This window comes from Luteolibacter sp. Y139 (genome assembly GCF_038066715.1).
Classification (GTDB): Bacteria; Verrucomicrobiota; Verrucomicrobiia; order Verrucomicrobiales; family Akkermansiaceae; genus Haloferula; species Haloferula soli.
Genome location: NZ_JBBUKT010000014.1, coordinates 70070 through 89999 on the forward strand (window position 1 = coordinate 70070; position 19930 = coordinate 89999).

Here is a 19930-nt window from a genome sequence, read left to right on the forward strand (position 1 = left end):
AAAACTTGCGGATTCCTCCGCAAATCGAGAGCGATCCGTCCCAAATGCGAGAACTCCCACCCCATTCACTCCAACCCCGCCTGCAACAAATCCCAGCGCCGCTTGAAGGCCGGATAGCTGGATGCGAGGCTCTCGCCCGCCTTCTTCCCCCGTGCCGGATCCCCGGCCAATAGGTCGAAGGCGATCGCCTGCTCATGGCGGCGCAGGCGCTCCAGTTCGCTGGTTTCGCTCTTCACCAGTTGCCGGTGCAGCTCGATCACGCTGTCGGGGGAAACCTCGGCCCATTCGACATCACGCGGCGAACCGGTGGCATCCAGGATCTTGATCCCGCCGCTGCGAGTGCCAGTGATGTGGTCGAGCTTGGTGTGGTCGCGCAGCTCCAGCACCACGCCTTCCGGCGGAGCAGCGAGCTTATCCTCCAGATCACCGAGAAAGGACGCTGCCGCCTCAGCCAATAGCAGCAAGGCGGAAACGCGAGGCTCGCCGGCCTTGTCCGGGAAGCCCGAAGATTTGATGGCCGCAGCAGCTTCAGCGAAATGACAGGCCGCAGCGGTTTTGCGAACCTGCACCAGCGGGTCTCCGGCGGGTGGCGTTGGCGGTGGATCTTCGGACGGAGCGACAGGACTCCCCCCGCCCAGCAACCGGGCGTGCTTCTCCAGATCCAGCTGCAAAGCGCGCAGATTGAAGCGCGCGCGACCCTTCGTCTTCAGCGAGGCATGGACAGCGTGGAGCTCATCGGCCAAGCCACGGCAAGCGTCCGCACTATCGGGAAACTTCTCCGGGATCGCGGACCGCAGCTTTTCCGCATCACTCAGGTAGCCGCGCAGGATTTCCTGATAGGAGGCCACCCAGGCATCGGCTCCCTTTGGCTCGGCGGCGAGCACTGCCTTGAAGTGCGGCAGGGCGAGATCCGGCATCCCGTGCTCCCAATTCCTCAAGCCGGCAATCATCGCGATCAGCAAGGCCGGCCCGGTCGGAGCAGGAGACTCCGCACTCCACGCCACAGGGCGCAGCCCGGAAACCTTGTCCAAGCCATCTAACAAAAACTCACGGTTGTTCTCGGCGATGCCAGCGGCACCCTTGATGTGCTCGGCAGCATCGCCCGCATCCTTCCGCGCCTGCTCGCTCTTGCCATCGAGATAGGAGGCGATCACCGCCTCGCCGGCAGCCCAGGAACCGGTCGGCTCGAGCACGCCGGCCTGATCGCGGACTTCCGCAAAAAGCGTCCGCGCCTTGGTGTAGTCGCTGGATCTCAGCGATTCGCCTGCCGAGCGATAGGCGGAGCTGATACGCGCGCTATTGTCGCCACCCGATGGATCGACCGCCACGGGAGTCGGGCTGGTCCCGCCTTGTGAAATCTGCGGCTTCGGTTCCTCACGGGTCACCCACCATCCGGCGAAGCCGAGCGCCCCTAGGATCAAGGCGGCGGCGACCCCGAGTCCGATCTTTTCACCGATATTCGAGCCACGCCTGGAACCATTCCCGGCCTTCACAGGAGGAGCTGCGGCACCACTCGCAAGACGCTGGCGAGCAGCCTCCAGCGCGGCCAATAGATCATCGTAAGAACGGAAACGCTGCGCCGGATCATGGGCCATCGCCCGATCCACCACGGCGCAGGTCTCGGCACTCAGCCACGGCGCGGCCTTAGCCAGCGGCAGGATCTTCTTTTTGACCTCCCGCAGCTTGTTGGTGTCCATCGACTCCTCATTGCACGGCGGCTTTCCGGCCAGCGCGTGGTAGAGAGTGGCGCCAAAGGCATACATGTCCGAGCGGAAGTCCTCCGGCAGCCCCTCGATCGTCTCGGGCGGCACATAATAGGGCGTCGCCCAGATTTCAGTGGCCTGCGCCTTGCCGCCCTTGGTGACGAGGGCGAGGCCGAAATCGACGATCTTCGCGTTCCCGGCACCATCCAGCAGGATGTTGCCCGGCTTCATGTCGCGATGGATCAGGCCGGCCGCCTGCGCAGCCTTCAGACCGGCGGCCACTTGGATTGCCAGCGGCAGCATTTCCGCCTCCGGGATCGACCCGCGCTCGCGGATGTGATGCTCGAAATGCCCGCCGGGCACGAGTTCCATCGCGATGTAAAATCGCCCGAAGGCCCGCCCCGTCGTGAAGACACGCACCACATGCGGATGGCTGAAGGACGCCGTGATCCGCGCCTCTTCCTCGAAAGCCGCGATCCGCTTGTTATCGCTGCCGTATTCCTCGTTCAGGATCTTGACGATCACCTCGCGGTTGAGGGTGTTGTCCTGCGCCATGAAGACCACGCTCATGCCACCGATCGCGTGACGCTTCATCAGCGTGTAGGGGCCGAACTCCCGCTTCACCCGCGTGTGCTTCCCGCAGTTCGGGCACTCCACATTCGAAAATGGGGCAACCTCGCTCACGTCCATCGACGTCCCACAGGCGTGGCAATAAGCGATCTCCAGTTCCCCCTCCGGCATGACTGAGGCTATCCTACGCACGGTTTGGCTGGAAACTTCATTTTCGCGAAGGATTCCGCCGCGGTTGACAGCGCCGGTCCCCCGCCCCGACGCTCCGCGCCCGTGGAACTCCGTGTGGACAGCGATGCCGGCACCCGCCTCGACGCCTATTTGGCGGCGCGGATCCCGGAGCTTTCCCGCTCCCGCATTCAGGAGCTGATCCGCGAGCAATTCATCCTGCGCAATGGCCAGCCGGCCAAGCCGCGCGACTCCGTGGCCGTCGGCGATGCGCTCAGAATCGCCATCCCCGAAGCCGTCCCCGCCGAGGCCCAGCCGCAGGACATCCCGCTCAACATCCTCTTCGAAGACGACCAACTCGTGGTGCTCGACAAGGAGAGCGGCATCGTCGTCCACCCCGCCGCGGGAAATCCCGATGGCACCCTGGTGAATGCCCTCCTCCACCACTGCCAAGGCCGGCTCTCCGGCATCGGCGGTGTCGAGCGGCCGGGCATCGTCCATCGCCTCGACAAGGACACCTCCGGGTGCATGGTCGTCGCCAAGACCGACCTCGCCCACCACTCGCTCACCGAGCAATTCTCCGGGCGCACGATGGAAAAGCTCTACCTCGCCGTGGCGCAGGGCATTCCGAATCCTCAGCAAGGCACCGTCTTCACTCACATCGGCCGCCATCCGGTGAACCGCCAGAAGATGGCCGTGGTCAATCCCCCCGGTGGCAAGACCGCCATCACCGACTACGAAGTTCTCTCCATCGACCGCTCCACCGGTTCGTCGATGGTGCTATGCCACCTGCATACCGGCCGCACCCACCAGATCCGCGTGCATCTCTTGCACCTAGGCTGCCCGCTCGTCGGCGACCCCATCTACGCCAAGCCGGAGAAACAAAAGGCCAAGCCCGGCCGCCTGATGCTACACGCCTGGCGCCTGCAGTTCGATCATCCCGTCACCAAGGAGCGGATGAAATTTGAAGCCGCGATCCCGCCGGAATACACACCGTGGCTGCAGATGTTAGACCACCCTCTCCCCTTAGCCTGACCCACCATGGACGAAGACGCCTTTTTCCAAGACCTGCTCAATGCCGTGGAGCAGCAGCTCATCGCGCCCCAGACGAAATACGTCGCGAAGACCCTTGAGCGTCTTACCTCAAAGGGAATGAGCCCCGAGGACGCGAAGGAAAGAATCGCCGCCTGCCTCGGCGAGGAAACCGACGCCATGTGGCGAAGCAAACGCGGTTTCGATGAGAAGAGCTATCGCGAGAAGCTCGATGCAATTGACGCGTCAGAGCGATTTGCAGACGAGGAGGAGTAGCTGGCGCTGGCCGAAGAGAACCAATGCCATTCCCGCCAGACGCCTGGGTCCTGGCAGCAGCCAACTGCCTTGTCATGATGCTTAATTTTGCTTAAGCAACGTGGACCACCCTTAAAACATGCGTCCCCTCCCCGCACTCATCCTGGTCATCTTAACCGCATTGTTGCCCACCATAGCGCGCGCTGAGGTGATAAGCTCATCATTGGGCACCGGCTTGAAGGCGGATGGCAGCTTGGCGGCGGAAGGTAGCAACGACCTCCGTTGGACGGTCCGGTTTGGGTCGGGTAGTGAGTCGGCCGCTCGTGTGGGGTCCATAGGCAGCCCGTGGATTCCTTCAGGCACCCGGGGACAGTGGATCCAGCACCCGGACTCTCAAGCGGGGGGCCGCTACACCTACCGGAGTACGTTCAACTTGGAATTTCCCGAGACGAGTACGCCGCGGCTGCAATTGCGTATGGCCGCGGATGACGTGATCTACAGCGTGCGCGTGAATGGGCAGCACCAGTTTAATTCCCTCACCGGATTTGGCGCAGTGGACACGGTGGTCGTGGAAGAGGGCCTTCTCGCGGGACCTAACACGCTGGAGATCATCGTTTATAACACCAACGTTTACACCGGTCTCTGGTGCGAGATCATCGCCACTCACACACCTGTCGGAGCCACCGAAAGCCTGAGCGCCACGCTGGTGGAAGACATGCTCAAGGTAAGCTGGCCGGTCCGGGATCCCGCCTTCAGCCTGACTTACAATTCCACCTTGGATGGCGCGCTGCCTTGGTCCCCCGTCACGGCGCAACCTGATCTGATCGGAAGCGAGTTCTCCCTGAAGTTCCCGACCGAACTGGAGAAGGGTTTCTACCGGTTGGTCAAACCGGAGATCACGAAACCGCCGGTCACCCGCATCACGGTGGACCCCACCGGCCCGGCCTCGAGCCAACCCGTCTATCTGGCCTCCAACGGGGAAAACTCATCGGCCCAGATTCCCCAGCTCGGAACGAGTCTGGGCGGAGCCCTCATCCACCGCTTCGACGCCGGGGACAGCTTCGATCCGCGAAAGGGCAATCTCAGCTACAATTGGAAAATCTTTTACCCCCCGAACATCAACGGCAGCGCGGAATACACCGGCCCGGGCCTTTCCGGCAACCTGACTTCCGCGCTCCAAATCGCGGCGAATACGCTTCCGACTTTCGGCGGCAATGCTTGGCGAGCCCGGCTTACCGTGACCAGTGACGCCGGCGGCCTGCCGCTCTCCCGGGTGGCGGAGTTTAATTTTCAGTACACTTCCACACCGAGTTCTCCCCCGGTGGTGACGGTGGTGGTCGATCTGGCTTCAAGCGAGTCATCTCAAGAAGTCGGGACCGGTTGCACCAGCGTTGATGGCTGCAACCTGACTAACGCGCTCCCTGCCATCGACACTCATGTCTTCGACGCCTCTGCCTCGATCGACCCGCGTGGTGGCACCCTGAGCTATTACTGGGAATTCCGTTATCCCTCGAATTTCAACGGTGGAATTCCCTATACTCACTCCGGAATCGTCATTAACGGCCCCGTGGCGACCATCAGTCCCAATTCATTCCCTGATATTGGAAGCCTTAACTACCGCGTCAGGCTGACCGTGATCAGCACCTTGCCGGACGGCAGCATTCAATCGAAGGAGTTTAGGTTCCGCTTCAACTACGCCGATTCGGAACTTCCCTTTTAGCAAGCATGCGGGAGTGCTGGTGATCGACGGAACAAGCGACCGTTCAATCTGCGACGGTAAGAACGCCTGCTTATGGCACCACCTCAGTGCCATTCAGAACACAGCCCCTTCAACCAAACGCTCCCGACACATACTGCTCCGTCTGCCTCACACTCGGATTCGAGAAGATCTTCTGCGTCGTCCCGTGCTCGATCAGCTTGCCGAGGTAGAAGAACGCCGTCTTGTCCGCACACCTGCTGGCCTGGGCCAGATTGTGGGTGACGATGACAATGGTGTATTCCTTCTTCAGCTCTAACAGCAGCTCCTCCACCTTCAGCGTCGAGAGCGGATCCAGCGCCGAGCAGGGCTCATCCATCAGGATGATGTCCGGCTTCGTCGCGATGGTCCGTGCGATGCACAACCGCTGCTGCTGACCACCGGACAGACCGAAGGCACTGGTCTTGAGACGATCCTTCACGTCGTCCCACAGGGCGACACGTCGCAGGCAGTATTCGACGCGCTCGTCGATCGCCTTCGAGTTCTTCTCGCCGTGGATGCGCAGGCCGTAGGCGATGTTGTCGTAGATCGACTTCGGGAAAGGATTCCACTTCTGGAAGACCATGCCGACGCGACGGCGGAGCACTTGCAGATCGAGGTCCGGGCGGGAAATATCGATGCCCGCGATGCGGATCGCGCCACCCGTGATCTTCGCACTGGGGATGCGATCGTTGATGCGATTGAAGCAACGCAGCAGCGTCGACTTCCCGCATCCGGACGGCCCGATGAAAGCCGTGATCTCGCGCGACTGGATATCGAGGCTGATGTCGTGCAGCACCTGCTTGGCCCCGTAGTTGAAGCGCAGGCTATCGACGGCGATTGCCGGGACAGTGGACTGACCGTTTACCATTTGAGTTTCGAGCGGACGCGGTTGCGGAGGATGATGGAGACGGTCGAGAACAGGAAGATCATCATCAGGAAAACGAAGACCGAGCCATACTGGGCGCGCTCGGTGTAGTCAGAGGTCGGGATGCGCGCGGCCAGCGTGTAGATGTGATATGGCAACGCCTGCACCTGGCTCTGGAAGGTGCCGAGAATTCCGCCCTCCCCTTCCCACGGCATCGTGTCCTTCGCCGCGACCGCAGCGGTGAACATGATCGGAGCCGTCTCACCGGCAGCACGGGCCAGCGAAAGCACGGATGAGGTCAGGATGCCCGGCAAGGCAAACGGCAGCACGCACTTGCGGATCGTGTGCCAGCGGGTCGCGCCCAGCGCCAGCGAAGCCTCGCGGAACCCCTGCGGCACCGCCTTCAGCGACTCCTCCGAGGCTGTGATGATCACGGGCAGGATCATGCACGCCAGCGTGGCGGACCCCGCAATCAGCGAGGAGTTCCAGCCTTGGAAGCTCAGGTAAGTGAAGCCCAGCGGAATCGCCAGCAGCGTGCGATCCACAGGCGTGCCGGTGAACACCGGCGCAGCCAGCACGAACACCGCGAAGCCGAAGAGACCGAATACGATCGAAGGCACGCCAGCGAGATTGAGAATGGCCAGACGCACCCACTGGATGAAGCGGCCTTGCTTGGCATACTCGCTGAGATAGATAGCCGCTGCCACCCCGAAGAACAGTGCCAGACCCGTGCTCAGTAGCGTGAGCAAGGCAGTTCCGACGATCGGACCGGCAATGCCACCGCCCGAGTAGGAGTAGGACATCTCATTGAAGAGAGCCCCTGCCCCGTGCTGGTCCACCCAGGCATGATACTGGTCCGCCGGCAGGCTGTGACGGACTCCGGACGCATCATCGAACACATGGAGCGTCTGGGTCCGCTCGGTCAGGAAGGCGATGTCGATGAAAGGAAAGTGCGGCTTGAATAGCACAGGCATGCCATCCCAGCAAATGCGGCCGAAGATCAGTAGCGCGACCAGCACCACGCCCCAGGTGAGGCCGCCGAGCGCCACCTTCACCAGGTTCTCCTTGAACCGTTCGTGATGGACGCCTTTGCGAATGAGTTGTTCGGGATTGTCCATCACTCGTGGCTGATACGGAATTTGTGAAGCAGGCGCTGGGCAGTCCAGTTGATGGCGAGCACCATGGCGAAGAGCACCATACCGACAACGAAGAGCGCGCGGTAGTGGACGCTGCCGAAGGGCACCTCACCCAGCTCCTGCGCGATGATGCCGGTCAACGTGTGCGCCGGCTGGAAGAAAACACCGAGGCCCTCGGTGAAATCCGGGATCTTGATGCGGTTGCCTGCGACCAGCAGCACCACCATCGTCTCCCCGATCACGCGGCCCAGGCCTAACAAGACCGCGGCAAGCACACCGGAAATCGCGGCGGGAAAGACCACCCGGAAGACCGTCTGGAGCTTGGAAGCACCAAGCGCATCTGAAGCCTCGGCGAAGGCGGAAGGAACGTTGTTCAGCGCGTCTTCCGAAAGCGAGAAGATCGTCGGGATCGCCATCAGGCCGAGCAAGCAGCCGGCCGTGAACATGTTAAGCCGCTGTTGGATCGGGAAGCCCGGCATCCACGAAAAGGCATCCTTCGTCGAGGTCTCCTGAAGGATCGTGCCCAGCACCGCGATGCCGAGGAAACCGAGCACCACCGACGGAATCGCCTGGAGGAACTCGATGACCGGCTTCACGAAGTTCTGCTGGCGGCGGCCTGCGAGCTGGTTCGTGTAGATCGCCGCACCCACACCGAGCGGGATCGCCAGCGACAAGGCGATGACGGCGATCAGCAGCGAGCCCGTGAAAAGTGGAATGATTCCGTAGAAGTCCTGCCATTCACCGCCCGTGATCCAGTCGCGACCGGACAAGAAGCCCCAGATGGTCGTGCCCAGGCCAATGGGAGCATCGTTCTTCCACGACTCCATCGCCGGCATCGTATCGGAAATCTCCTTGGAATACTGGTCGACCGCCTTGCGGAAGGTGGCGAGGTAGCGGTCGGCCTTGTCATCCGCCAGCTTGGCGGGAAGCTTCTGCTGGACCTCGGCAAGCGCGGCCGAAAGCGCCGCATTGGCCTCCTTGAACTCCGTCAGGCGCGCGAGCACCGGCTCCAGATACATCTTGAAATCCACCGGCTCGGTGGTCACGGCAGCCTGCGCATCGGCCTCAAGCTGTGTCTTCGCCTCGGCCGATTTGGCACCCCGGGCGGCATCTAACAAGGTCTCGCGCTTGGCGACCTCGATCTCGTGCAGGTTGGCGGCTTCCTTGGTCGCCTTGACCGTGTCGCCGGTCTCCATGACCAGCGTATCGAGAGGAGCCGAAGCATCGGCGAAAGCATCGATCGCCGCGCGGAAATCCGCCAGCGGCTGGCTAGCCTCCGCTTTCTTCGCGGCAAGCTGCGCTTGAATCGTGACGATCAGCGGCGGATCGTCGGTGGAAAGCGGCGCACGCGCGCCAAATGCTGAAATCAATTGCGAACGCTCCGCCTCGGAGAGGTGCGGGGATGTCGGGAGTCCGGTGCCAAATTTACCGGCCACCCCTTCGCCCAGCAGTTCCTTGTACTTCGCGGTCAGCTTGTCCTGAAGCTCCTTCGGGACACCCGCGTCGCCGGCATTCTCCGTCACCTTCTGGAGCGCCGTCTGCGCCGGGGCGACCGCGTCACCGAGATAACTGACAATTGCCGCCGCTTCCTGCGATCGGAGCATCTCCTCACGGCAGCCTTCATTGACCTGTGCGAAATACGCGCGGTTGAGCAGCGAACTCATCTGCTCATGCGCCGTCAGGTCCTTGCGCGGGATATCCACGAACTCGAGACCCGCCTTGCGGTAGAGCTGGAGCTCCGCGCGGTAGCTCGGGAAAAAGCTCGAGCCCTCCCGGATCAGGAAGACGATGATCAGGACCAGAATGACAATCGTCAGGCCGGCATTGCTGGCGAAGAAGAACTTGATCAAGCCGTCCGTGCCGCGCCCCTTCCGGCGGAAGGGATGGTCGGCAGGAACTTGGGTAGGCGTCTCAGGCATGCAGGCGCGGCAAGCGTGGGGGGGAGATGTGTAAATGGCAATCCCGGCGGGTGGACGCCGCGCCGGGATTGCGTGTCAAAATCGACAGACGAACTTATTTGTTCGGCACGAAGCCAAGGCGCTCGGCGATCTTCTGGCCTTCAGCACCGGTGGCGAATTCCACGAAGGCCTTCGCGGTGGCGTCGGCAGTTTCCGGAATGTAGTAGTAGCAAGCGCGGCTGTAAGCGTACTTGGTCGCGTTCGCGGCAACCGGCTCGACACCTTCGATGGTGATGTCGGCAACTCCGGAGGCCTTGGAGTAAGCGAGGCCCACGTAGCCGACGCCGTTCTTGTTCTTGGCCACTTCCTGGGCGATCTGCTCGTTACCAGCCAGCTTCTGGGCGCTGTCCGGATAGTTGCGGCCCTTCATGGCGAGGGTCTGCCAGTCCTTGTAGGTACCGGAGGCAGTGTTGCGGGTGTAGATCGAGATCGGGCCCGGAGTGCCGCCGACTTCGCTCCAGTCCTTCACCTGGCCGGTGAAGATCTTGGCAACCTGATCCTTGGTCAGGGCCTTGATTCCGTTCGCCTTGTTCACGATGACCACGATCATGTCGTGGCAGGCTTCCACTTCATTGAGCTTGATGCCCTTGGCGCGGGCGGCAGTGATTTCCTCAGGCTTGGCCTTGCGGGAAGACATGCCGATCTGGGCCGTGCCGTTCGCCAGCGCCGGGAAGGCGGTGGACGAACCTTCAGCGGCGATGTCGAACTTCACGCCCTTGTTCTTTGCGGAAAAGCTCTCGGCAAGCTGCGGAACGAGCTTGGCACCCAGGGTGTCGGATCCCTTGATGCTGATATTTTGCGCGCTGGCGCTGGCGGCGAGCATGGCTCCCGCGAAGAGGCTGGCGGCGGCGAATCGGATGGTGGTGCGCATGATGTGATATGGATTTCCGCGCCGCAAGCGACGCTCGTCGGCATGGATGCCAGCATCGTCACAAACGTCCACCGGTGCTTTGTGACGGGTTTGTCACGTAACCCTGCTAGAGGAGCAGGCGGATCACCCCGCAAATCCCTCGCCATCAGCCTCCAAGGCTGGTTCCGGCGCTTTGTGACAGGACTGTCACGAGACGGATCTGTCACAAACCCGTCACTTCACGTCGATTCCCGCCGCCTAACCGCACCGCCTTCCTATTTCATCCAATCCATGAAGTACCAAACGACCCAAGCCACCACGGCGCTTCTCGGCGCCCTTTCCAGCCTCGCCTTCGCCGGTGATCCCGCGCCCGCTCCTGCCCCCGCCGCCGAAAGCGGCTCGATGTTCGCCGACTTCAATTTCTGCGAATGGCTCTCGAGCAAGCCCGGCACGGTCAAAATTCCGGAGAATCCTTGGGTCCAGAGCCTCGTCTTCGAAGGCCGCTACCATTGGAATGCCGCCTACATCGATGGCGAAGGCACCAACGGCCGTGACTTTAGCGAGACCTACACCGACGCCCGCCGCTTCCGTCTCGGTGGCAAGATCGGCTTCCTCAACTACTTCGCCTACAAGGGCGTGGTGAACATGGTCGACGACCAGCGCTTCAATGGCGGCGAACTGCATTACGGATACGAGGATTTCGACGAGTCCTACTTCACCTTCGACCTGGTCAAGGCCTTCAGCATCTCCGGAGTGGACGCCCTGACCCTGAACTACGGCCGTTTCAAATGGCACGGCGGCCTTGAAGCCCGCACCTCCTCGAACGCACTCATCACTGTCGAGCGCTCGGCCCTGTCGAACAAGCTCTATCAAAGCGCCCGCCCGACGGGTGTCTTCGTGACCGCCACCAAGGGCCGCTTGAGCGGTATCTTCGGCGTCTCCAGCACCGATGAAGGCACCGATGACGCCGGCGTTGACACCGGCAACGTCGAAGGCTGGGGCGGCTGGAACGACGGCGTGATGTTCAATACCGAATTGGTCTACTCCGCCACCGACGACCTCCGCTTCGGATGGGAATTCATCTACAACAATGCCGACGAGCGCTTCCACGACGAGGACTCGCTGCTCGACTACCGCTGGGCCACCACCCTCTCCGGCGAATACGCCATCGGCAATGGCGGCGTGAGCGTCGAAGGTTTCCTCGGCGACAATGGCGGTGCCGACATGCAGTCGAACGCCAAACGCCGCGGAAACTTCTGGGGCGTCGTGGTCATGCCTTACTACTGGATCGTCCCCGCCAAGCTGCAGGCCGTGGTTCAGCTCATGTATGCCGGTGCCGAAGAAGACCAGGGCATCCGCACCAACAGCCGCTACGTCCGCGCCACCAACTACGGCGGCGGCGGCAATCCGAACATCGTCAACGGCGGCCGCGGCGACGAACTCTTCACCGCCTACGCCGGCCTCAACTACCTGGTCTGCGGCGATAACCTGAAGTTCCAGCTCGGCGCTGAACTCAGCCACCTGGAAACCCCGAATGTCGGCGACGGCGATGTCGACGCCCTCACCTGGCAGTTCGGCTTCCGCACGTTCTTCTGAAGCGCTCGGTTGCGCATCATGGTTGCGAAGCACCGGTCCACAAGGGCCGGTGCTTTTTTATTGGGCTGCCGCACAGACCCGCAGGATGAGCCGCTGCCATCGCTCACCCGCTCTATTGCCAGCATCCCTTCTTCCGCCACATCTCCCCTTCAGCACCACATTCTCTCTTCAGCACCATATTCCCTCTCCAACACCATTCACTCTTCAGCACCAACGGTGCGAAAGCTTTTAGCCCAGCCCATCGGGCTGGGTTTCCCATGCAGATCCATCGGCGGCCTGAAGGGCCGCGAGACGTGCCAGGCGGCATCAACCCCTGCGCCACCAACAGAAGCATAGCCCTCCCATTCTACCGCCCCGAACCAGCTGCCACCTGCTGAAGCAGCTTGTTCCTCAGCGGCCAATAGTCCAACTGGGGATTCAACCCGTTCGCCATGAGGCAAAACGTAAACTCCCGCCCATCCGCCATCGTGATGAACCCCACATCCGTCTTCACCCCGGACATCGCACCCAGCTTCGCGCGCACCTTGCCATCGAGGTAAGCCGTTAGACTCTGCCGAAACCGCTCCCCCTGCGGCCCGCGACGCACAAGGTGGTTCACCTTCGCCAGATCAAGCGGCCGGATCATATCAGCCCGGGCCAGACCATTGCCGTCGATCATCCGCAGCCCCTTGAACTCCACCCCGCGATCCCCCCAATGGCGGCGGATCACCCACGACGGATCGGTGGATTGCTTCCTGCCAATCGCGTGGAACAGGCACTGCGCCTCCAGATTATCGCTCACCTTGTGGAGGTGATCGACGATCTCCGGCAACGGAGCCGACCGATGGGAAGCAAGCTCTTCACGCACTGAACGCCCCTGATTGAGAGGCTGCGTCTGCTCCAGAATCTTCACCTTCGCGGCTTCCAGACGGGCACGGAGCAGCTCTTCCACCCGTGCTGGAGGATCGGGAAGCGCACCTCCCACAGCAAACTCCTCCGGCCCCTGCGGGACCGTGCCTTGCAGGCGGATCGTTCGTCCATAGGGTTCCGAATACACCACCACCTGATCACCGCTGCCCGGCGAAGCGGTTTTCACCTCGTTGATCCATTTCGTGTCCTTAGTCGCAACGCCCGTATCTAACAAAGTCGCCCGATCCCCCTCGCGAGCCCCCGGCCTGAAGCGCAGGTTCAGGCGGTTGTGATCCAGATTGAGCGCGAAGGCTCCAACCCCGTAGGCATTGCCGATATCGCCCCAATTCCAGTGCTCACTCACCGGACCATCGAAATAGCTGCCCGTGCTGACGATGATCTTCCCACTCACCTGCTTCAATCCGCCGCGAACCAGCTCGTCGACCAGAGCTTCCAGATCCGCGGTTGAGAACGTCGGATCGCCGTCGCCTCCCAAATAGAGGTCCCCAGCGAGCACCCCGTTCTTGATCGGACTGTAGCTGTCCAAGCTCGTCGTGAAGCAAAACTCCGGCCCTAACAGCTCGAAAGCCGTCGCCGTCGTGACCGTCTTCAGCGCCGAAGCCGGGCAAAGCGCGGTCGAGGCCAGCGGCGAGGCAAAAACCAAAGCCCCGTTTTCATCCAACAGGCAGAAGCCTAACAACGCACCAGCCAGCGCTGGATCAGATGACCACTCGCGGAAGACCCCATCAACTTCCCCTTCTTTCGCTGGAACCGACTTCTCCGGTTCGATCCTGGCAACCGAGCCGCTCGCGCCGGAATTCGACGCGATCACGATCGAAGGCAAAGGCTTCGAAACCAGCAGCCACGCCGCCACGCCCCACCCGGCCACCGCGAAAATCCCGCCGATGGCAGCGGCCGTCTTCACGCACCCAAATTCTTGATCGTCTGGAAGATCGCCGTGATCATCAGATACGCCATGGTGCCAATCAGGCCCGCCATGATGATCAGGATCGTCGGCATGATCAGCGCCATGATGCGTGACAGGCTCTTATCGAGTTCCTTGTCGTAGCGCTCCGCGGCGCGGCGAAGGGCGAGGTCGAGCTTGCCGGTCTGCTCACCCACCGAAACCATGTCGATCAGCAGCGGTGGGAACGCACCCGTGCGGATAAGCGCCTTCGAAAAAGCGCGGCCATCCCCGACCTGATCGATCACCGTATTCAGCTCACCCCGCAGCGCCAGGTTCTGCGTGGCATCGCGGGAAAGCTCCAGCGCGCGCAGCAGCGGCAGGCCGTTGCCGGAGAGGTTGGCCATCGTCTCCAGGAACTGGACGTAGAAGCGGCTGGTGACCACCGGCCCCATCAGCGGCGCGCGCAGCTTGAATTGGTGCCACGTCATCGCATTGTCCGGATTGTCCTTCCACGCCTTGAAGAAGAGACCGGCAGCAGCCAGCACGATCAGGATGATGTACCAGTAGGCCTTGATGAAATCCGAGGTCGTCACCATGAACTTGATCGGCGCCGGCAGCTTCCCGCCGGGCGTGCTTTCGATCAGCGTGGTGAGCTGGGGAATGAGGGTCGTGACGAAGACCGCCGCCACACCGATACCCGCCACGACGAGGAAGGCCGGGTAAATCATCGCGAGGATGAGGCGGGCCTGCAGCTCGGCGAGGGTCTTGAGATAGTGGGCCTGGCGGCGAAGGATTTCATCCAGAGCGCCGGAGGCTTCACCGGCCGCGGCCAGCGAGCAATAGAGCGGGCCGAAGCTCGGGCTCACGCGCTTGATCGCCTTGGAGAAGTTCATGCCATCGCGCACCAGCTGGCGGACACGGCTGGCCACGTCTTTCAGACCGCCGAGTTCCTGGCGGCTCTCCATCGACTTGAGCGCAGGCTCCAGCTGCAGGCCGGCGGAGAGCATGTCGGAGAGCTCTTCGGTGAACATGATCACCTCGGAGCGCTTCAGCTTCAGCGGGCCATCGGGAGCCTTGTCCTCGGCTTCCTTGCCCGCGGCTTTTCCCGCTGACTTGGCGGCCGGCTTGGCAGCAGCCTTCGGTGCGGCTTTCGCAGCAGGCGCGGCTTCCTTGGCTTTCTTTTTCGCCGGTGCTGCCGAGGCGGCCGTTTCCTTCAGGCTGACCGGCTGCAGGCCGCGCTTGTCGAGCACGCGCAAGGCTTCAGGACGGTCCGCGGCATCCACCTCGCCGGTCTGGACACCGCCGGAGGAACTGAGGGCTTTAAAGGCGTAAAGGGGCACGCAGGGATGAAGATTCTAAGGTTGAAGCTCGGGATTCAGGTCACTCCGTGGCGATGTCGGTGGAGGTGACCGAAATGACCTCCTCGATCGTCGTCATGCCCTGCATCACCTTGATCCAGCCGTAGCCGCGCATGGGGACGAAGCCTTCCTTGATCGACTGGGCCCGGATATCCGGTGCGCTCGCACCGTGAGCCACCATGTCTTGCATGGCCTGGCTCAGCACCACCACTTCGTAGATCGCGAGACGACCTTGGAAACCGGTATTGCGGCAGCGGTCGCAACCCTTCGCCACATACGGCTGGCCTTCCAGATTCATCGGGATGCCGAGATCCCGGCGATCATCGAGGCTCAGTTCACGCGGCACCTTGCAGTGCGGGCAGAGGCGACGGACCAGACGCTGGGCGAGGAAGGCACGGACGGCGGCGGAAACGAGGAACGGCTCCACACCCATGTCGATCAGACGGCTGATACCGCCGAGCGCATCGTTGGTGTGAAGGGTGGAGAACACCAAGTGACCCGTGAGCGAGGCGCGGATCGCGATTTCCGCGGTCTCAAGGTCACGAATTTCCCCGATCATCACCACGTTCGGGTCAGCACGCAGGATCGAGCGAAGGCCAGCCGCGAAGGTCAGGCCGATGTCCGACTTCACCGCGATCTGCATCACCCCAGAGAGCTTGTTTTCCACCGGGTCCTCGATCGTGACGATGCGGCGGTCCGGGTGGTTGATCTCGCTGAGGAAGGAGTAAAGGCTCGTCGACTTACCCGAACCGGTCGGACCGGTGATCAGGATGATGCCGTTCGAAATGTGCAGCAGGCTCTCGATCTTCGAGCGCACGTGGTGCTCCATGCCGAGCTTGTCCAAGTTGAACTTCTCCTGGTTGAGGAGACGGAGCGCCACGCTCTCGCCCTCCACCGTCGGCACGGTCGCAACGCGGACGTCGATCGTGCGGCCTTCGAACTGGAGGTTGATACGTCCGTCCTGAGGCAAGCGGCGCTCGGCGATGTCGAGGCGCGACATGATCTTCAGACGGGCGATCACCGAGCTCTGCAGCGCCTTGATGTTTTCCGGCACCGTCACCGCCAGCAGCTTGCCGTCGATGCGGTAGCGGATGCGGAGGTTGTCAGCCAGCGGCTCCACGTGAATATCCGTCGCGCGCTGCTCCAGCGATTCGCGGATGATCTGGTTCACGAATTTGACGACGCTCGCCTCCTCATCCTGGTCGGCGTCGATGACGTTCGCCTCGTCGTGGCTTTCGAGATTGTCGTAGTCGAGGTCGCGGCCTTCCAGGATCTGCTCGAATGTATCGGCACCCACACCGTACAGGCGGCGCAGCGATTCGTGAACGCGGCGGCGGGATGCCATGCACCACTCCACCGGCAGCTCGATTTCCTGGGCGACGGCCTGGCGGGCGACGAGATTGAAAGGATCGAAGGTGGCCAGCTTCAGGCGCTTGCCCTCCCCTTCTCCCACGAATTCCACGGGGAGCAGGCGGTGACGCAGGGCCACCCGGGGGCCGCAGGCTTCACGCAGAGGCAGCGGGGCTTCCGGAAACTGGATGTTTTCCAGCCACTCCATGCCCAGCTCGGCGGCGAGCTCGCGCATGTACGGCTCCTCCTCGACCACGCCGGCATCCAGCACGTCGTCGATCGGCGAGCGCTGACTGATGCTGGCATTCCCCAGCACTTCCTCGAGCTTTTCCAAGTCTTGGCATCCGCTGCGGCGGGCGGGGTCGATCAACAATTCGGTCATTCGGCTGGCGGTCTTGTCCCGTAAAACCGCCGAAGGTGCAACTTTGTCTCTGGAAAATACACTTCGTTGCGTCAGCAGCCCGGAGCCGGGTCGCCGGGGACTTGCCGCCGGACGCCCCCCTCCCTAGAACCGCACCGTGCCGACGATCCACCCGACCGCCCAGATTTCGCCCGATGCGGAGCTCGCCGATGACGTGAGCGTGGGCCCCTTCACAGTGATCGAGGGGCCGGTGAAATTGGCGGCCGGCGTGAAAATCGGCGGCCACGCTTGGATCTCCGGCCGCACCACCATCGGCGAAGGCACCAGCATCGGCTGGGGTGCCGTCATTGGCGCCGACCCGCAGGATCTCTCCTTCGACCCCGCAACCGACTCCGGCGTGGAAATCGGCGCGCGCAATTCGATCCGCGAGTACGTGACCATCCACCGCGGCTCCAAGCCCGGCGCCCGGACCGTCATTGGCGAGGGCAATCTGCTCATGACCGGCGCTCACTTGGCGCACGATGTCCACCTCGGCAACGGCAACATCCTCGCGAACAGCGTCCTTCTCGCCGGCCACGTCCACGTCGGAAACAAGGCATTCCTCGGCGGCGGCGCCGGCTTCCACCAGTTCATCAAGATCGGCGACCTCGCCATGGTCCAAGGCCTCACCGCCGTCAGCCAGGACGTGCCGCCCTTCTGCACCGCCTACGGCATCAATCAAATCGCAGGCCTGAATACCATCGGCCTCCGCCGGGCGGGCTTCAGCGCGGATGAACGCGCAGCAGTGAAACGCGCCTACAAACTAGTGTTTCAATCAGGGCTCGTGCGTGAGGCCGCCCTAGCCGAAGCCACTGCCTTGGAATGGCCCGAGCCAGCCGCACGCTTCCTAGCTGCCATTGCGACTCCCTCGAAGAAGGGCGTGATGAGCCCTTGAGGTGTTCCTCACAATAGCCCGTCGGGAAACCGGTCACCGCAAGCAAACAAACGATTAATTCAAGCGATCTCGCCTATTCACAGATTATTCCCAATCGTCCTGCCAGCACTGCGAGCCCCGCAAAACAGAAACACTCGTTTCATCGAGGATTGAGACATCATAAAACCTCAAGCCAGCCGCCTCCTACAATCGCGTGAGAATACCCCTGAACCCTCTCAAGAGAATCAGGAAGCCAAGTTAGATACTCTCAGCCCGTGCTCCCTCCCTGCTCGTCCTCCCCATCCGCGTTTTCAGCGATCGTTTCAGCTTCGATCTCGCGCTGGACCTTCGGCGACAGGAAAGGCCGCACCACCAGACCGTAAAGCAGGTAGGCACTGAACAGGACCGCAGGCATCACGTAGTGGAACCGGACAGTAATGATCAGCACCGCCACCGCTCCGACGATCACCAGCGGAGTACCGCGGGTGCGCCAGCCGACCTTCTTGAAGCTGGGATAGCGGACGCTGCTCACCATCAGGATCGAGATTCCCAGCATCGCACCCGCCAGCACATACTTCCAGGCACCCAGATTTCGGTCCGTGTCGTTGAAGTAGATGACCAGGTAGGTCAGGGAAGAAATGAACCCCGCAGCCATCGGGATCGGCAGTCCGCGGAAATCTGTGCTCGCATTCGCCCGCTTCGGCATCGCCGCCAGGCAATTGAAACGCGCCAGCCGGATCGCACCGCAGAGCACGTAGATGCAGGCCAGCCCCCAGCCGACCCCCTCCAGCTTGAGGTGTTTGAAATCCTCATCGAGCGGGAACAGCACCGCCTTGGCCATGAGGATCGACGGGGCCATCCCGAAGGAAATCACGTCCGCCAGCGAATCGAACTCCCTCCCGAACGGCGACTCCTGACCCCCGAACCGGGCCAGGCGGCCATCCAACAGGTCGAAAATACACGAGGCGAAGATCAGCAGGATCGCCTGCTCGTAGTAGGGACGGGCGGAGTCGAAAACGTAGCCCTCCGGCGTCGTTGCGAGGAAAATGCCCTTGAAGATCGTCAGCACCGCGAAGAACCCGCACGCGAGGTTGCCGGCGGTCATCAGGTTCGGCAGCAGGTAGATGCGCGGCTCGTCGGGCTCGATGGGACGGAACATGTCGCCGGGAAGGTGGCCCAAAAGGATGCCTTGAAACAGTGGAAAATCCCGGGCGGCCAGTTAGGGTCCGCGCCGTGGACCCCGCGACGATCACCACCGACACCCCGATGGGGGAAATCATGAGCGCCCTGCCCGGTGCCCGCCGCGCCCTTTTTTCCCGCTATCACCTCGGCGGCTGCCAGAGCTGCGGCTTCGCCGACACCGAGACTCTCGCCGAACTCTGCGCCCGCGCCGGAGAACTGGATGCCCAGGAAGCGCTCCAGCATCTGCTGGAAAGCCACGCCCACGACGAGTCGATGATGGTCTCCCCGGCCGAACTCAAGGCCGAGCTGGAATCCCCCACCCCGCCGCTTCTGCTAGACTGCCGCACCCGCGAGGAGCACGAAGCCGTCGCCATCCCCGGCGCCGAGTTCATGACCCAGGAACTCCAGCAACAGCTCTTCGGCGGCGACCCGCAGCGCCGGATCATCCTCCACGACCACGCCGGCAAACACGTCCTCGATACCTGCGCTTGGTTCCTCGGCCACGGCATGAAAAACACCCGCGCCCTCCGCGGCGGCATCGACGCCTGGAGCCGCGAAGTGGATCCCAAGCTTCCGAGATACCGGCTCGAAGTGGATTGATCCCTTCAGGCAATTGCAGCATTCTTCCCGACAGCTATGAAATTCAGATGGGGACGGATGCTTGCGGGCATGTTCATCTTGCTCTCAGCACTCCTCGTATTGACTCGGTCGGAAAGCATCACCGAGATCAATGCTGCCACGGGAAACATCAGGACCAGAACCACGGTTGCATGGCTCTGGAAAGGCGCTTGGAAGGAGTCCTCCACCTGGGTTTCAGAACGCGCCAAGCATCTTAAGGTGCCCACTGAAAACAAATGGCAAACACTCGGCATTGTTCGTCAGTTTGGAACTTCCATCTCCCGAGGCTGCAATAGGGCGCCCGTTTCCTATCTTCTGACGAACTTACGCGAAGAGGCGGTTGCTGAAGGACAGCGCGACGAGTTCGTCCGGCAGTTTGCCGGAGCGACCGAAAACGAACGTGAAGAGATTCTGCGGCAACTCCTCCGAGGCGAATCTCTCTCATCCACCCATCCAAAGCTCATCGAGTAAAAGAAACAGGC

At 62.2% G+C, this 19930-nt stretch carries 16 protein-coding genes; 7 read left to right on the forward strand and 9 right to left on the reverse strand.

Translation table 11 applies throughout. The features are described 5' to 3' along the window. Positions 1–65: 65 nt before the first annotated feature. On the reverse strand, positions 66–2444 hold the full coding sequence (locus tag WKV53_RS25400) for a serine/threonine protein kinase (RefSeq protein ID WP_341407644.1): 2379 nt from the start codon (positions 2442–2444) through the stop codon (positions 66–68). A gap of 102 nt (positions 2445–2546) precedes the next feature. On the opposite strand from WKV53_RS25400, the gene WKV53_RS25405 reads away from it, so the two are divergent. The 3 genes from WKV53_RS25405 (at position 2547) to WKV53_RS25415 (ending at position 5448) form a co-directional block, all read left to right on the forward strand. Further along, the gene (locus tag WKV53_RS25405) at positions 2547–3476 is read left to right on the forward strand and encodes an RluA family pseudouridine synthase (protein ID WP_341407646.1); all 930 of its coding nucleotides are present in this window, start codon (positions 2547–2549) and stop codon (positions 3474–3476) included. A 6-nt stretch (positions 3477–3482) separates the two neighbouring features. Next, entirely contained in the window at positions 3483–3749 is a 267-nt protein-coding gene (locus WKV53_RS25410; RefSeq protein ID WP_341407647.1) for a hypothetical protein, read from the forward strand. 454 nt (positions 3750–4203) lie between these two features. After that, complete coding sequence (locus WKV53_RS25415; RefSeq protein WP_341407648.1) at positions 4204–5448, forward strand: hypothetical protein; 1245 nt, start codon at positions 4204–4206, stop codon at positions 5446–5448. 109 nt (positions 5449–5557) lie between these two features. Here WKV53_RS25415 and pstB read toward each other — a convergent pair whose 3' ends face one another. The 4 genes from pstB to WKV53_RS25435 form a co-directional block, all read right to left on the reverse strand. Continuing rightward, complete coding sequence (gene pstB / locus WKV53_RS25420; RefSeq protein ID WP_341407649.1) at positions 5558–6334, reverse strand: phosphate ABC transporter ATP-binding protein PstB; 777 nt, start codon at positions 6332–6334, stop codon at positions 5558–5560. After that, positions 6328–7449: a phosphate ABC transporter permease PstA gene (pstA, locus tag WKV53_RS25425; RefSeq protein WP_341407650.1), complete on the reverse strand. Its 1122-nt coding sequence runs from the start codon at positions 7447–7449 to the stop codon at positions 6328–6330. The genes pstB and pstA overlap by 7 nt, the downstream gene beginning before the upstream one ends. Continuing rightward, positions 7449–9386, reverse strand: a complete 1938-nt coding sequence (gene pstC, locus WKV53_RS25430; protein ID WP_341407651.1) for a phosphate ABC transporter permease subunit PstC — start codon at positions 9384–9386, stop codon at positions 7449–7451. The genes pstA and pstC overlap by 1 nt, the downstream gene beginning before the upstream one ends. Before the next feature lie 94 nt (positions 9387–9480). Continuing rightward, complete coding sequence (locus tag WKV53_RS25435; RefSeq protein WP_341407652.1) at positions 9481–10296, reverse strand: phosphate ABC transporter substrate-binding protein; 816 nt, start codon at positions 10294–10296, stop codon at positions 9481–9483. A gap of 270 nt (positions 10297–10566) precedes the next feature. Here WKV53_RS25435 and WKV53_RS25440 point away from each other — a divergent pair, with 270 nt between their 5' ends. Continuing rightward, on the forward strand, positions 10567–11871 hold the full coding sequence (locus WKV53_RS25440; protein ID WP_341407653.1) for a porin: 1305 nt from the start codon (positions 10567–10569) through the stop codon (positions 11869–11871). 346 nt (positions 11872–12217) lie between these two features. On the opposite strand, the gene dacB is transcribed toward WKV53_RS25440, so the two are convergent. Genes dacB through WKV53_RS25455 form a run of 3 tightly spaced genes read right to left on the reverse strand, consistent with a single transcriptional unit; the run spans position 12218 to position 16756 of the window. Then, a complete protein-coding gene (gene dacB / locus WKV53_RS25445) occupies positions 12218–13684 on the reverse strand; it encodes a D-alanyl-D-alanine carboxypeptidase/D-alanyl-D-alanine endopeptidase (RefSeq protein WP_341407654.1) in 1467 nt (488 codons plus the stop codon). Beyond that, positions 13681–15006 carry a type II secretion system F family protein gene (locus WKV53_RS25450; RefSeq protein ID WP_341407655.1) on the reverse strand — a complete coding sequence of 442 codons (1326 nt, stop codon included), beginning with the start codon at positions 15004–15006 and terminating at the stop codon, positions 13681–13683. Before WKV53_RS25450 ends, dacB begins: the two co-directional genes overlap by 4 nt. Before the next feature lie 40 nt (positions 15007–15046). Next, a complete protein-coding gene (locus tag WKV53_RS25455) occupies positions 15047–16756 on the reverse strand; it encodes a GspE/PulE family protein (RefSeq protein WP_341407656.1) in 1710 nt (569 codons plus the stop codon). 136 nt (positions 16757–16892) lie between these two features. Between WKV53_RS25455 and lpxA the strand changes: the two genes are divergently transcribed. Then, a complete protein-coding gene (gene lpxA / locus WKV53_RS25460; protein WP_341407657.1) occupies positions 16893–17669 on the forward strand; it encodes an acyl-ACP--UDP-N-acetylglucosamine O-acyltransferase in 777 nt (258 codons plus the stop codon). Positions 17670–17916: 247 nt separating this feature from the next. Here the strand turns inward: lpxA and pssA are convergent, their stop codons facing one another. After that, a complete protein-coding gene (gene pssA / locus WKV53_RS25465; RefSeq protein WP_341407658.1) occupies positions 17917–18807 on the reverse strand; it encodes a CDP-diacylglycerol--serine O-phosphatidyltransferase in 891 nt (296 codons plus the stop codon). Positions 18808–18881: 74 nt separating this feature from the next. Here pssA and WKV53_RS25470 point away from each other — a divergent pair, with 74 nt between their 5' ends. Both WKV53_RS25470 and WKV53_RS25475 read left to right on the forward strand, forming a co-directional pair. Then, a complete protein-coding gene (locus WKV53_RS25470; protein WP_341407659.1) occupies positions 18882–19430 on the forward strand; it encodes a rhodanese-like domain-containing protein in 549 nt (182 codons plus the stop codon). A 69-nt stretch (positions 19431–19499) separates the two neighbouring features. After that, complete coding sequence (locus WKV53_RS25475) at positions 19500–19919, forward strand: hypothetical protein (RefSeq protein WP_341407660.1); 420 nt, start codon at positions 19500–19502, stop codon at positions 19917–19919. The last annotated feature ends 11 nt before the right edge of the window (positions 19920–19930 follow it).

Coding starts and splice junctions, on each gene's coding strand:
- WKV53_RS25400 (WP_341407644.1), bottom strand. CDS start 2,444: ATGCCGGAGGGGGAACTGGAGATCGCTTATTGCCACGCCTGTGGGACG.
- WKV53_RS25410 (WP_341407647.1), top strand. CDS start 3,483: ATGGACGAAGACGCCTTTTTCCAAGACCTGCTCAATGCCGTGGAGCAG.
- WKV53_RS25415 (WP_341407648.1), top strand. CDS start 4,204: ATGGCCGCGGATGACGTGATCTACAGCGTGCGCGTGAATGGGCAGCAC.
- pstB (WP_341407649.1), bottom strand. CDS start 6,334: ATGGTAAACGGTCAGTCCACTGTCCCGGCAATCGCCGTCGATAGCCTG.
- pstA (WP_341407650.1), bottom strand. CDS start 7,449: ATGGACAATCCCGAACAACTCATTCGCAAAGGCGTCCATCACGAACGG.
- pstC (WP_341407651.1), bottom strand. CDS start 9,386: ATGCCTGAGACGCCTACCCAAGTTCCTGCCGACCATCCCTTCCGCCGG.
- WKV53_RS25435 (WP_341407652.1), bottom strand. CDS start 10,296: ATGCGCACCACCATCCGATTCGCCGCCGCCAGCCTCTTCGCGGGAGCC.
- WKV53_RS25440 (WP_341407653.1), top strand. CDS start 10,567: ATGAAGTACCAAACGACCCAAGCCACCACGGCGCTTCTCGGCGCCCTT.
- WKV53_RS25455 (WP_341407656.1), bottom strand. CDS start 16,756: ATGACCGAATTGTTGATCGACCCCGCCCGCCGCAGCGGATGCCAAGAC.
- pssA (WP_341407658.1), bottom strand. CDS start 18,807: ATGTTCCGTCCCATCGAGCCCGACGAGCCGCGCATCTACCTGCTGCCG.
- WKV53_RS25475 (WP_341407660.1), top strand. CDS start 19,500: ATGTTCATCTTGCTCTCAGCACTCCTCGTATTGACTCGGTCGGAAAGC.